This is a genomic window from Microbulbifer maximicatervae (SeqCode) (assembly GCF_052466985.1).
In genome coordinates, this window is record NZ_CP174298.1 from 257,405 (window position 1) to 269,952 (window position 12,548).

A 12,548-nucleotide genomic window follows, 5' to 3' on the forward strand; every position below is an offset into this window, starting at 1 on the left:
TATGACTGAAAAAGTAACCAGTCCTCAAAGTACGGCGGATTCCCAAGTAAAAAAACAGGTTTCATTGGACGACCGCTACACCATGCTCAAGGGCCGTGTGCTCCTTTCAGGTATCCAGGCCCTTGTGCGCTTACCCATAGACCAGATGCGAATGGACCGGGATCGCGGCCTCAATACCGCGACGTTTATCTCCGGTTATCGTGGGTCGCCCTTGGGTGGCTACGACCTGCAGTTATCCAGGGCGAAAAAACTGCTGGGAGAGTACAACATCCGTTTCCAGCCTGGCGTCAATGAAGAGTTGGCGGCTACGGCAGTTTGGGGGTCCCAGCAGGTGGGCTTGTTCCAGGGCGCAGAAGTGGATGGCGTCTGCGGGATTTGGTACGGCAAGACACCGGGTGTCGATCGCTCCTGCGATGCATTTCGCCATGCCAACGCCGCTGGCTCCTCTCCCAAAGGTGGCGCACTGATCGTTGCTGGCGATGACCACGGTTGTAAGTCATCCTCCTATCCAGGGCAGTCTGAATTTGCCTTTGTGGATATGCATATTCCAGTACTTAACCCCGCCACCGTGCAGGAAGTGTTGGATTATGGTCACTACGGGCTGGAGCTGTCTCGCTTTAGCGGCTGCTGGGTGGCAATGATCACCCTGGCGGAAAATATGGATAGCTCTGCGACCGTGGAAGTGGAACCTGAGCGGGTCAAATTCCACTACCCGGATATTGAACGTCCCGAGGGCGGCCTGAATATTCGCAAGCAGGATAACCCTCTCGAGCAGGAAGAGCGCCTGTGGCGCTACAAGCGCCCTGCTGCGCTGGCTTTTGCCCGCGCCAATAAGCTCAACAAGGTTGTACTGGAAAATCCTGAGGCGAGCCTCGGCATCGTCACCACCGGTAAGGCCCATCTGGACTTGATGCAGGCCTTCGAAGACATGGGTATCGATGAGCAGAAGGCCAAGCAGCTCGGTATCCGAATTCTTAAAGTGGGTATGACTTACCCGTTGGATGTACCGGGTATCCAGGAGTTTGCTCGTGGCTTGGACACGTTGCTGGTGCTTGAGGAAAAACGCAGTTTGATGGAAGTACAGCTGAAAGAAGAGCTGTACAACGTCCACGTGAAGGACCCAAATTTCCCGCGTATTCTCGGTAAAGTGGACGATAGTGATCAGCCGCTGATGCCCGCTTATGGCGAGCTGTCGCCAGCGATTATTGCCCAGGTATTGGGTTTTGTTTTGGGTGAGGACAAGTTGGATGAAGGCGGCAAGCACCGCTTGATGCGCCTCAATGCCCTGGCTGAACGTATTTCCCAGCAGACGGGCTCAAGTGTGTCTCGCTTGCCCATGTTCTGTGCCGGCTGCCCCCACAACCGTTCCACCAAGGTGCCAGAAGGAAGCAGAGCCTTAGCAGGTATTGGTTGTCACTATATGGCTCAGTGGTTGGATAGGGAGACTTATACCTTCACCCAAATGGGTGCCGAAGGGGTCAACTGGGTAGGGCAGGCGCCGTTTACCAGTGAAAAGCATGTCTTTGTAAACCTGGGTGATGGTACCTATTTCCACTCCGGTATTTTGGCGATTCGCGCTTCCGTGGCTGCCAAGGTCAATATCACTTACAAGATCCTGTTTAACGATGCAGTCGCCATGACCGGCGGCCAGCCCCACGATGGTGAGTTGGCTCCGGATATGATCTGTCGCCAAGTTTTGGCGGAAGGGGTGCAGAAAGTTGTCCTGGTGATGGATAACCCGGATAAATACAAGGGTGCACTGTCCTTCCCTAGTGAAGTTGAAATTCATCACCGGGATTACTTGCCCGTTGTAATGGATGAGCTGCGTGAGGTTGAAGGTTGTACCGTTATTATTTACGACCAGACCTGTGCCACCGAACTGCGCCGCAAGCGCAAGCGCGGGCTACTGCCTAAAGCCGAGGGGCGCCCCTTTATCAACGAGCTGGTGTGTGAAGGCTGTGGGGACTGCGTCCAGCAGTCGAGCTGTATCGCTGTTGAGAAAGTGGAAACGGCGCTGGGAGATAAACGCAGGGTGAACCAAACCGGCTGCAACCAGGATATGTCCTGCGTTAACGGCTTCTGCCCCTCATTTGTCACTGTGAAGGGTGGCAATATTGCCAAGGGCGCCGGGGTAGGTGACGTGTTGCGAACTGAAGCGGCCAAGCTGCCCTCGCCACAGCTTCCGGGCTTACAGCAGCCGTATAACTTCCTGGTTACCGGCGTTGGCGGTACGGGTGTAGTGACCATTGGCGCCTTGCTAGCGATGGCGGCACATATCGAGGACAAAGCGTGCAGCACCCTTGATCAGACCGGATTGGCTCAGAAGGGCGGTGCGGTTTACTCCCATATTCGCTTTGCGGCTGCGCCCGAGGCTTTGCAGGCGGTACGTATTTCCGACGGTCGTGCCGATGCCCTAATGGCCTGCGATCTGATTGCAGCCGGCAATGTAGCAGCTTGTTTGGTTAAACTGGATAAATCGCACAGTCGCGCGGTAGTGAATACCCACTTGAGCCCAACGGCGGCAACGGTTCTCGGGCGTGAGGATGTCCATTCACCGCAAGCGGTATTGGATACGGTGAGTGGCGCGGTTAATGAGCTCAGCTCTGTAGAAGCGCATCGCCTGACCAAAGCAGCTCTGGGTGATACGCTCGCCGCCAACATTTTTATGCTCGGCTACGCCTGGCAGAAAGGGTTGATTCCGCTAACTGAAGCCTCCCTACTGGAAGCGATCCGCTTAAACGGTGTCGCTGTGGAAGGTAATCTGCAGGGATTTGCTGCAGGGCGGTTGGCGGCAGAAAATCGCAACGCTCTGGACAAACTGTTAACCCACGAAAAAGTTGCAGTAGAAGTACCACAAACTCTTGAAGCGATCGTGGCTCACCGGGTGGGGCACCTCACCGGTTATCAAAATGCGGACCTCGCCGAGCGTTACCGCAGTTTGGTCGATACGGTGAAATCTGCTGAGATCTTAAAAGTGCCCGGGAACGTGCAGTTGGCTGAGGTGGTTGCGCGCAATTATGCAAAGTTGCTTGCCTATAAGGATGAGTACGAGGTGGCCCGCTTATACACCGATAGCCGCTTTATCGAATCGCTAAAAGAGAACTTCAGTGGTGACTTTACCCTGGAGTTCAATTTGGCTCCCCCGTTATTGGCGCGCTTCGATAAAGGCTTGGGGCGTCCCCGCAAAATGAAATTTGGCGGTTGGATGTACAAGGCATTTGGTGTTTTGGCGAAGCTGAAGTTCTTGCGCGGATCGGCGCTTGATATTTTTGGCTATACAGCTGAGCGAAAAATGGAGAGGGCACTGATTAGCGAATATGAAGAATTGGTTAAGAAAGTTCTGGGCCAATTAAATTCGCAGAATCACGCTGCTGCTGTTGAGCTACTTCAATACCCGGATATCATCCGGGGCTACGGCCCGGTGAAGGAGGCCAATATTGAGAAAGCGAAAGAACAGCGAAATATCGCATTAAATCGATTTGAAAACCCGGTTCGGGATATAAAACTATCAGCGGAGGTTGAGGTTTTTGACCCAGCTAAGGCACAGCAAGTAGGTTAATTGCCCGTTTGGTAAAGTGGCTCAAGGACTGTCTTGAGCCACTTTATAATCCCCTACCAAACCCCTTGTAGTCGTATGGCGAATTGGTTGGTTTTGTCTCCAGTAAAATCGTTGTCGCCTAGGGTGATGTTCATCATCACCCGAACTTTGGGGTTGAAGTAATAGTTTACCCCTAACGTAAGGTTACTTGCTCGAAGCTGGTGGAAATCGCGATTTTCGATGGTTTGGTATCTTGCGGCAACTTCCCATGCGCCTTCTGGGGGGGATGGTTTAATTGACTTAAAAACCCCTTTCTTGTCGTCATATGGCTTGTGCTGCCCGGTAATTGCCCAGCTTCCCAAAATGTACCAGGAGTGGACATCCTGTCCGCCAATAAAGCACCCGGTGATAGGATCACAGAAAAAATTCGGAGGCAAACCGAAAAACTCTTCATAGACCAATTCTGAGAGATATATTTTTCCTGAAAAGTGCCCGTAGGCGTATTCCGCCTGACCAAATAAGGGACCGTAGGTTGCAGCCAGCTCGAAACCGGTAATATTGACCCGCCCCCCACCGTCGCCGAGAAAAAATTCATCGTCACCAAAATCGCCAAAAAAATTAATTGATCCACCAGGTGAGATGGCTATAAGTTGCTCTGGCCCTCGCCGGCCCGCATAGGCGACCTCAGCAATAATATCAGGTGTATCTTGGTTAGCTTTTTCGTAACTACGGGATACGCCCAGGTGAACGGTTGATATGGAGTCGCTGATTGGAGCCCAGGTTAATCGAGTTGCGGCGCCAAACCCCGAATTGCGTGGGTCACCGGGGTTTCGCAAGTTGAACAGGGTAAAACCGAAGGTATGGCAGCACCATTGTTTATCCCATTTGATCCCCTGTAAGTAGCCTCGTCCGTCGTAAATACCTGCAGAGCTGGTAAATGCTCGCTCCATAAGTACGAGGTCGTTTGAGCTGGTTAGTTGACTCATTGATCGACTGGGTTTGAAATTGCCAATAGTCAACTTTCCTGTATAGAACTTTGTACTTAAATAAACGTCACGCAACCCTGCGGTTCCACTGGTGGCAAAGTCTCTCTGAAGTTTGTATTCCCACTCCCAGATTTTGCCCCTCATTGTCAATCTAACCCGACGGAAGTCGGTTGTATTGACCGGATCTTCTAGGTCTTTGTCAAAAATGTATGTATCGAAGTGAATCCTTCCGCCGAGTTGTGCGGAGAAATCCCCATCGTCAGAGACAATTTTCAGTCCGCCTTTTGTCTCGGCTTCATCAGCAATAGCCGGGAAGCTAAATAAAAGAATTGATATGGCACAGTATGCTCCCCAGCATTTCATCGGACGCCTCTAGTTGAGAGTTGTCATTGGTCACGGGAAAAGTGCTATTCGAGTTTAGCAATAGAAAAGACTTTGGACGGGGAGGGGGGATGGGACGGCGCAGAAAATCTGCGCCGGGGGTTACTGGACAGTTGATTAAAGGCGTTCTAATTTGTAACCAGTGTCGCCTAGAAACTCGATAACACTGCGTTCGCCCACCAAGTGGCCAGCGCCGACAATGACAAACAGAGACTGGTAGTTTGGCCCCTTAAGGGCAATTTTCTCAGCCATCCTTTCATTGCGATTAAAAAAAAGTGTGTCATAGAGCGGCTTATATTCAGGGTTTTCAGTTAGGCCGTCGAGGATAATAAGGCGATTCAAAGCTTCTTCATCTCCTCGCTTCCATGCACTGGTAAGTTTGGGTAAAAAGGTTGAAATATCCCCAATTTGCTCAAGGGTTTGCTGGAAGAGGAGCGCAGGGTTGTCCAGGTCATTTAACATCTTGAATTGTTGCAAGACACCTTCTAGCTCCAGAACGGATTTCCCATCCTTTTTTGCTTTTTGTAAAAAGTGCCTATCAATGCCTAGTTCTGGGTTGAGGCCGTGGGCCTGCATCTCAATCATACTCATAGAGATCATGGCTATGGCGGGACGCTGCCGGATAAACATAGCCTCGGGCATACTACGCTTGTGCATCCACGACTTCAGTTGGCTGTATATCGCGGGTGGAAGTTCGTCTTTTAAAGTTCGTTCACCTTGGTAGATAGACTCCATCATGATTCGCTGCTGTAACAGGCTGTCGCCTTCTGCAGCGAGAATGTCAGCCTCGACGGCAATGGCATCACTATTGGAGTAGGCCTGTTCAATTTTTGGTCTAAGAGGGTAAAAGTCCTCAGTTGCCAAGTGAACCGAGCCTAATAAGTAAACGGTTTTATCATCTTTAGTTGCTTTCCAGAAAATGCCTTTATCGCTCTCAGCGGCTGAAGCTCCTATTGTTAGTAGAAGCAGTGTAAAGGCGAGAAAGTAACTTATTTGTCGCTGAAGCATTGTCGGGTCCCTGAGTAATTTGCCTTTGCAAATACTATCACTAACACCTTCAGGTACCAGAGGGGCTTTTAGGCATCAAGTCACTGACTTGTAAATTAGTGATGATTTACTGGGAAATTATCTTATTGGAAGTCAAAATAGACCTTTTGGTCTGTTTCACGGAAGTCAAATTGAAAGTTGTACAGTTTTTGCCCAGTCTAGAGCCTGGGATCACAGCAACTCTTGCGCTTGAGTTTGCAAATGAACTGGTCAAAAAAGGCCACGAATCCCTGGTAATTTCTACTGGTGGACCATTGGAGGCGCGGTTTCGTTTGCACGGTAGTGACTTTATTAGCTTTCCAAAAATCAGTGAGTCAATTTGGTCTTTGCGGCACAAATCCCGCCTGCGTAAGATTCTCGCAAGGTTGCAACCGGATATTGTCCATACCTATGGTCGCTCAACGGCTTTTCTAGCTTGGCGCGCCTTAAAGAGTGAGTCAGCTACAAGTCGCCCTAAGCTGGTGCCCCTCGTGGATCAAGATTTCCCCGACAGTTATTTTAATAAAGGTATGCTGTCAGGAGATGGAATTATCGCAAGCTCCCGAGGGGTTGCAGAGAACCTGAAGAAGTTCTCCCCCAAAATTGCAGAAGACTCGATAGAGGTTATTTATCACGGTATCAATATTCGCGAGTTTGATCGTGAAAAACCGGTAGCGAGCCAGTGGCAACTGAAGCTTTTAAATAGTTATCCCCAGCTGGAAGGGAAAAACTGGTGGTTAATGCCGGGAGAGATCTCTGCAAGTGGGGGCCAGGAGGAGTTTTTACACCTGTTGGCCCAGGCGGCGGCACAAAGCGATGATTTTCACGGAGTGATTATAGGAGCTTTGGCTGAAGATAATTTACGTTATCTGAAAAAACTTGAAGGGCTCGCACAAGATTTGGATCTCGGTAGTAAGGTTACATTCCTCGGTGAACGCCGTGATATGCGTGAACTGTACGCAACTTCTCAGCTGGTTTTTCAACTCGCCAGCGAGAAAGACGGGAACGCAAAGTATTCCAAGGAGGCATTGGCGATGGGGCGCCCGGTAATTGCTTATTCCGAAGGTTGTACGGGGGAGGTTTTGCAGAAACATTTTCCTGAAGGGCTGGTGGAGAAAGGTGATCTGAAATCTTTAATGGAAGCGAGTTTGAATTTGGTGAGCAAGCCAAATAACCCGAATCCACAAGAGTTTAGCTATGCAGTTTCAGCTGGAAAAACCATAGACTTTTTTCAGAGCTTGCTTAATTAAATTAAAAGCAATCTTAGTCGTTAGCAACCTGGAAAGTATTAAAAGGTTGAATTTCTAAAAGTTAAGGTGCCCGTTCAAAGAGGCGAAATCAAAACCGGGATTGGGTGTATTGGTTCTGGCGTTTGAAAAATGACTGTATCTTAAAGAAAGGACGTGGCCTCTGGAAAAACGGTACCCGAAAGCAAAGTGCAGGGCAAAATTTAGTTTGGTGCTCAATCCGATATCACCGAAGTTCTTTTGGCTTAAGTAGGATGCTCCTGCGCCTGCTTCAGCAAAGCCGCCCCGTAATTCACCTCGGGGGTACCAGCGTAGAATAGGTTTAATTTCGAGAATATTTTGTTGCTGTTTCTCGCTGTGGTGTTCAATTCGCATATGGGAGTAGCTGCCTTGACCCCACCATTGAAGTGAATTGTCGCCAAGGCTAAATGAAGACAGTAGATAGGAGTAGCTGAATCCAGCCATTTCTGAGGCCGAAATGGAGCGATACTGCATTAACTCATTTCCTAACCCTTTACCTGCGCTTGCAATGAGCTCGGATTCTGCTTGGGTCGGTGGGGCTAGAAGTAGTCCGCCGACAAAAAAATAGGTACAGCATTTAAAGGCACAGTATTTTTCGTTGAAGACCGCTAACTTACGCATAACTTCGCAGTACTAACTGATAGAACTGTTTTAAAGACTAGTGGGAAAGGGTTCGATGGCAAGCTCTAAGGAGAGGCTTGCCATCGACTTCCTCCTTTTCTAGCGCCACTGCCGCTTCAGTTGTCGAAGTGCGTCAGAATGAAGTTGTCGCGCGCGCTCCTGGCTAAGCCCCAATTGCTCGCCAATAACTCGAAAAGAGCAGTCTTTGTCAGAAATTAATCCATACCGCAAGTTGAGGACTGTCCTTTGTCGTGCGGGGAGGCGGGCAACAGCTTCACGGAGGCGTTGAGCTAGCTCCTGGTTGGTTACAAGCTCATCCGTATTGTAAAGTTCATCAGCAGGTGCGTAGTCCAGTCGGGTACTGCTCTGGTCGTCTGCGACTGGGTCATCAAGGGACCCTGTTGGTCCTGGGAGTTTTAATAAGCTCTGGATTCTCTCAATATCTAGTCCTGTGTGGCGGGCCAGATTGTCATCGGATGCAGGTTGCCCCTGAGCGCGTACTTCACCAATGGCTCTGTAAATCGCTCTTAAGTCATCCTGGACATTGGCTGGTTGTCGGACAAGATCTTCGTTGCGCCTTAAAGCTAATTGAATTTCTTGCTGAATCCACCAGTAGGCATAGGTGGAAAAGCGGTATCCCATTTGTGGTTTGAATCGCTCAATGGCTTTCATTAATCCAACATTGCCTTCTTGAATTAAATCGATAAAGGGAACTGATGGGTTGCGAAAGCGTTTTGCGATGGCAATAACTAGGCGCAGATTACATTGGATCAATTTTTTCCGCTGTTGTTGAAAGCGCTGTAGGAGTCCGGTTAGCCTGCTGCGGCCGCGCCTATCCAGGAACTTGCTGGCAAGTAGGATTTCAGTGTGGGCAATTATAAGCCCATGGTCGTAGGCGCCTGTGCTTCCACGCTGCTCCACTCCTTCGCTGCGAAGCTGGACCAACTCGGTGCCGCTTTCCTGAAGGTTGGAAATGAGCTTCTCTTCCAGGTCGCGTAATAGACAGGTGGTACTGTGCTCTTCCTCCGGAGTTAATAGCTCAAGCCTGTAAAGGTGCTTGAGATAGCTCTGCATTGGGGTGGTGCCGCTCTCGGAGAGGGTATCACCCGCTGCGTGAATCTCTTCTGTGTCAGGGTCTCGCTCGACCTGGGGGTCGGGTTCGCTGGCACCCTGGCAGGAGTCAGAGAGTGGTTCGCCTGTATCCTTCAGCCATTCTTCATCCCTTGAGTAAAAATGTTCTCGGGACAAGTGCTTAAACCTTCTGTTGGCTGTGTAAGTACTACACGCTGATTAGTCTCTCAGGCGCTTTTGGCGCCTATTCCTTTCTCACTATAGAAGAGTGTGTAGAAATCTGCTGGAGATGGAAGTGGCTAATAGGTCACTATAATTGAGGTGGGAGAGGCAGGTGGGACGGGTGCATGAGGGCACCCGTGGAGGCTATGTGGAGGCTATAAAGATTATTTAATACGTTTTACACGGAGTTTTCGGCTGCCGTCGGCTGGCTTCATAAAGAATGAGCCCAGCAAGGCCCTTTCAACAATTACAGAATCACCAACGTTCCAAAATACTCTACTTGAGTCATTTTGCTTCCACACTTGACCGTTATCAAGGGTAATGAATCGCTTGTTATAAGCACCCATTTGAATAGCCGTTATCTTGGCGTCAATTTTTTCAGGTGCTTCCTCGCTTGCAAGTTTCTGTTCGCGGCCGAAGTCTCTAACCGCATGTTGCTCCAAAGAAGCGGCGATCTGATCATAGCATGAGAGACGCTTATCCTGCGGCTTGGTCTCGGAACAAGACTTGATTTGGCTGGCGACTGATTGTGCGAAGATTGATGGGGAAATGAGTACGAGCATGCTGAAAATAAGTGCTGTTTTCATGATTCAGGACACTGGCTTATTTGCTAACTATGAGTTCATTCTGCCTGACAAGATTAGGCTGGACAAATAAATTTGAGAAGATGTTCACACATTTGGGGGAAACAACATGAAAGAATTTATGGGGTTAATTGTGTAGGCTTGGGTGTCGTGGTATTGGACGTGCCGTGCTGAGACAGAAAGATGACTAAAACCTGCCGATACAAGCAAAACTATAAGGCTAATTATCCGGGGGCGGAAAAATGAAGGGGTTGCTAACACCTGCAGCACTGTTTGCTGTTGTGGTTGGGTACGTGTCTTGCGAAGGGATAAGCCTTGCGGTATCTGATCGATCTGCAGCTTATGCTGTGGGGGTCGCGCTTAGTGAGCGGGATGATCAGTCCGTTGACTACAACCAGTACTCGGGAGATGCTCAAGATGTAGAGCTGTTTGATGGCTCCAACATGATGGAGTTTGAAGGCGATGTATTTGCCGATGCTCCCGAGCATATGCCTCCAATTGGAGAGGGGGCGGACTCAAAAGACAGTGATGAAAAGGGCTTCGGTGAGTAGCTATCAAGTGCAATGCCAATAGGACTTACATGGACAAGTACCCGAGATCGAAGCCCGGATTCTTGTCCAGGAGACAGGGTAACTATTTCTTCTGAGCGCTAAAATGCTTCCCACTAACTCCGTTACTGTCTCTACCCATTAAATAGAGGTAGGTGGGCATAATATCTTCTGCAGAGGTTACCGACTGTGGGTTTTCTGCTGGGTAGGCAGTTGCTCGCATTGTTGTACGGGTTGCCCCTGGGTTTAGGGAGTTGACCCGGGTATTGGAAACCCCTTCCAGTTCATCGGCGAGTACCTGCATCAGTCCTTCAGTGGCAAACTTCGATACTGAATAGGCCCCCCAGTAGGCTCTCCCTTTAACCCCAACGCTGGAGCTTGTAAAGACAACAGAGCCTGCTTCTGATTCCTCTAGCAGGGGCAGCATTGCCTTTGTTAGTCCAAACGCTGCATTAACATTCACCTGCATTACTTGTTGCCAAGTGTTGAAATTGTAATTGCCGATAGGGGTGCGTTGCCCGAGTAGGCCGGCATTGTGCAGGAGTCCATCCAGGCGACCAAACTCGTTGCGAATAGCTTCTGCGAGGCTCTCGAAATCCTCTATTTTTGCCGCACCCAGGTCCATGGGGAAAATAGCCGGCTGTGGTCCGCCGGCAGCCTCGATTTCGTCATAGACCGCTTCTAGCTTGGGGGTTGTACGGCCTAGCAAAATTACTGTCGCCCCGTGAGCAGCAAAAGTCTTTGCTGCAGTTTTACCTATGCCGTCTCCGGCACCGGTGATAAGAATAATTTTGCTCTTTAATAGGTCGGAGGGCGCTTGATAGTCGCCAACAAAGTCTGACATGAAATATCCCGATACTGTCACCGGGCTTGGGTGCCCGGTATTACTTCAAGTTTCAAAAATAGTGTTGTTCTAGAAGGGGCCAAATTTCATTGGCGGAATTTACCAGGTGGTCTGCCCCCCAATTGGCGGGGTTATCTGTAGAGTCAATATAACCATACCCGCAAGCGATAGTTGGCATACCAGCCTTTTGGCCGGCGATGATATCGCGCTTGTGGTCGCCGATATAAATTGCTTCAGCGGGCGCGCAGCCAATCTGGCTGCAGGCTAAAAATAGGGGCTCGGGGTCTGGCTTGGATTTGCTGACGTGGTCAGGGCAAACAATTGCAGAGGCCGGTGGTAAATGGGTAAAGGCTTCCATCAGAGGAGTGGTGTAGGCCTCCGGTTTATTGGTGACAATCCCCCAGGGAAGGTTTTTTTCAACCAGGTTGTCGAGCAGGTTGTCGATACCGGGGAAAGTAGTCGTCTTCTCTGCAAGATGTGCCAGGTAGAGGTCCAGTAACCTTTGCAGTAATCCTGGGAAGGCGGGGTCACCTTCTTCTTTGTTAAACCCCAATGTGACCAGCGCCCTGGAACCATTGGATACAGTTCCCCGGATCGTCTCGTCAGGCAGTGGAGGTAACTGTTCCTGTTGGCGCAGTTGATTTAATACAACAATAAAATCTGGCGCTGTATCAAGCAGGGTACCATCCAGGTCAAATAAAACGGCTTTCATTTTGCAGTTCACTTATTCTGGTTTGCTGGCATACATCAAATAATTGACGTCGACATCCCGGGGGTTCAATTTGTAGCTTCGGGTAACCGGGTTATAAGTCATACCGGTTATATCGTGCGCTTCCAGGGACTCATCGCGCAGCCAGGCGCCCATTTCTGAGGGGCGGATAAACTTACTGTATTCATGAGTGCCCTTGGGCAGTAAGCGTAGGACATATTCTGCTCCGACTACGGCAAACAGCCACCCTTTAGGGGTGCGGTTGATCGTAGAGAAAAATAGCTTGCCGCCAGGTTTTACAAGTTTTGCGCAGGCGCGAATGACAGAAGAGGGGTCTGGTACATGCTCAAGCATCTCCAGGCAGGTAACAATATCAAAGCTCTCGGGAGCTTCTTCTGCCAGTTCCTCTACTGCCACTTTGCGATAATTGACGCTGACGCCACTTTCGAGGGCGTGGAGTTTGGCGACATTGAGTGGGGCTTCCCCTAGATCGATACCAGTGACATCGGCTCCCCTCTGCGCCATGGCCTCAGCCAGGATACCGCCACCGCAGCCCACATCGAGGAGCTTCTTACCGGCAACCGGAGCATACCCGTCAATGTAATTTGCACGCAGTGGATTGATTTCGTGTAGTGGTTTGAACTCGCCTTCCTTGTCCCACCAGCGGCTGGCAAGTTGCTCAAATTTGGCGATTTCTGAGGGATCTACATTGCTCATGAACTTCTCTGCAAACTCCGTCGCTCGTAACCG

General features: G+C 50.0%; 11 protein-coding genes. 3 read left to right on the forward strand and 8 right to left on the reverse strand.

Features of this window, described 5'->3' with window-relative positions; genetic code table 11:
• Nucleotide 1 precedes the first annotated feature (1 nt).
• A complete protein-coding gene (locus ACJJI3_RS01140; protein ID WP_444941198.1) occupies nucleotides 2-3,559 on the forward strand; it encodes an indolepyruvate ferredoxin oxidoreductase family protein in 3,558 nt (1,185 codons plus the stop codon).
• A gap of 53 nt (nucleotides 3,560-3,612) precedes the next feature.
• On the opposite strand, the gene ACJJI3_RS01145 is transcribed toward ACJJI3_RS01140, so the two are convergent.
• Both ACJJI3_RS01145 and ACJJI3_RS01150 read right to left on the reverse strand, forming a co-directional pair.
• The gene (locus tag ACJJI3_RS01145; protein ID WP_444911172.1) at nucleotides 3,613-4,887 is read right to left on the reverse strand and encodes an OprO/OprP family phosphate-selective porin; all 1,275 of its coding nucleotides are present in this window, start codon (nucleotides 4,885-4,887) and stop codon (nucleotides 3,613-3,615) included.
• Between the two features lie 135 nt (nucleotides 4,888-5,022).
• Nucleotides 5,023-5,913, reverse strand: a complete 891-nt coding sequence (locus tag ACJJI3_RS01150; RefSeq protein ID WP_444941199.1) for a TraB/GumN family protein — start codon at nucleotides 5,911-5,913, stop codon at nucleotides 5,023-5,025.
• A 170-nt stretch (nucleotides 5,914-6,083) separates the two neighbouring features.
• On the opposite strand from ACJJI3_RS01150, the gene ACJJI3_RS01155 reads away from it, so the two are divergent.
• Nucleotides 6,084-7,181, forward strand: coding sequence for a glycosyltransferase (locus ACJJI3_RS01155; RefSeq protein WP_444941200.1), 1,098 nt, complete (start codon nucleotides 6,084-6,086; stop codon nucleotides 7,179-7,181).
• 54 nt (nucleotides 7,182-7,235) lie between these two features.
• Here the strand turns inward: ACJJI3_RS01155 and ACJJI3_RS01160 are convergent, their stop codons facing one another.
• From ACJJI3_RS01160 to ACJJI3_RS01170, 3 genes are all read right to left on the reverse strand, one after another.
• A complete protein-coding gene (locus ACJJI3_RS01160) occupies nucleotides 7,236-7,673 on the reverse strand; it encodes an acyloxyacyl hydrolase (protein ID WP_444941201.1) in 438 nt (145 codons plus the stop codon).
• Nucleotides 7,674-7,919: 246 nt separating this feature from the next.
• On the reverse strand, nucleotides 7,920-9,068 hold the full coding sequence (locus ACJJI3_RS01165) for a sigma-70 family RNA polymerase sigma factor (protein ID WP_444941202.1): 1,149 nt from the start codon (nucleotides 9,066-9,068) through the stop codon (nucleotides 7,920-7,922).
• A gap of 209 nt (nucleotides 9,069-9,277) precedes the next feature.
• Entirely contained in the window at nucleotides 9,278-9,700 is a 423-nt protein-coding gene (locus tag ACJJI3_RS01170) for a hypothetical protein (RefSeq protein WP_444914271.1), read from the reverse strand.
• A 239-nt stretch (nucleotides 9,701-9,939) separates the two neighbouring features.
• On the opposite strand from ACJJI3_RS01170, the gene ACJJI3_RS01175 reads away from it, so the two are divergent.
• Nucleotides 9,940-10,248, forward strand: coding sequence for a hypothetical protein (locus ACJJI3_RS01175; protein WP_444941203.1), 309 nt, complete (start codon nucleotides 9,940-9,942; stop codon nucleotides 10,246-10,248).
• A gap of 82 nt (nucleotides 10,249-10,330) precedes the next feature.
• Here the strand turns inward: ACJJI3_RS01175 and ACJJI3_RS01180 are convergent, their stop codons facing one another.
• The 3 genes from ACJJI3_RS01180 to ubiG are packed head-to-tail and all read right to left on the reverse strand — an operon-like array spanning nucleotide 10,331 to nucleotide 12,515.
• Nucleotides 10,331-11,089, reverse strand: a complete 759-nt coding sequence (locus ACJJI3_RS01180) for a YciK family oxidoreductase (protein ID WP_444941204.1) — start codon at nucleotides 11,087-11,089, stop codon at nucleotides 10,331-10,333.
• Between the two features lie 52 nt (nucleotides 11,090-11,141).
• Nucleotides 11,142-11,801, reverse strand: a complete 660-nt coding sequence (locus tag ACJJI3_RS01185; RefSeq protein ID WP_413662676.1) for an HAD family hydrolase — start codon at nucleotides 11,799-11,801, stop codon at nucleotides 11,142-11,144.
• Nucleotides 11,802-11,813: 12 nt separating this feature from the next.
• Nucleotides 11,814-12,515, reverse strand: coding sequence for a bifunctional 2-polyprenyl-6-hydroxyphenol methylase/3-demethylubiquinol 3-O-methyltransferase UbiG (gene ubiG, locus ACJJI3_RS01190; protein WP_444893285.1), 702 nt, complete (start codon nucleotides 12,513-12,515; stop codon nucleotides 11,814-11,816).
• Nucleotides 12,516-12,548: the final 33 nt, after the last annotated feature.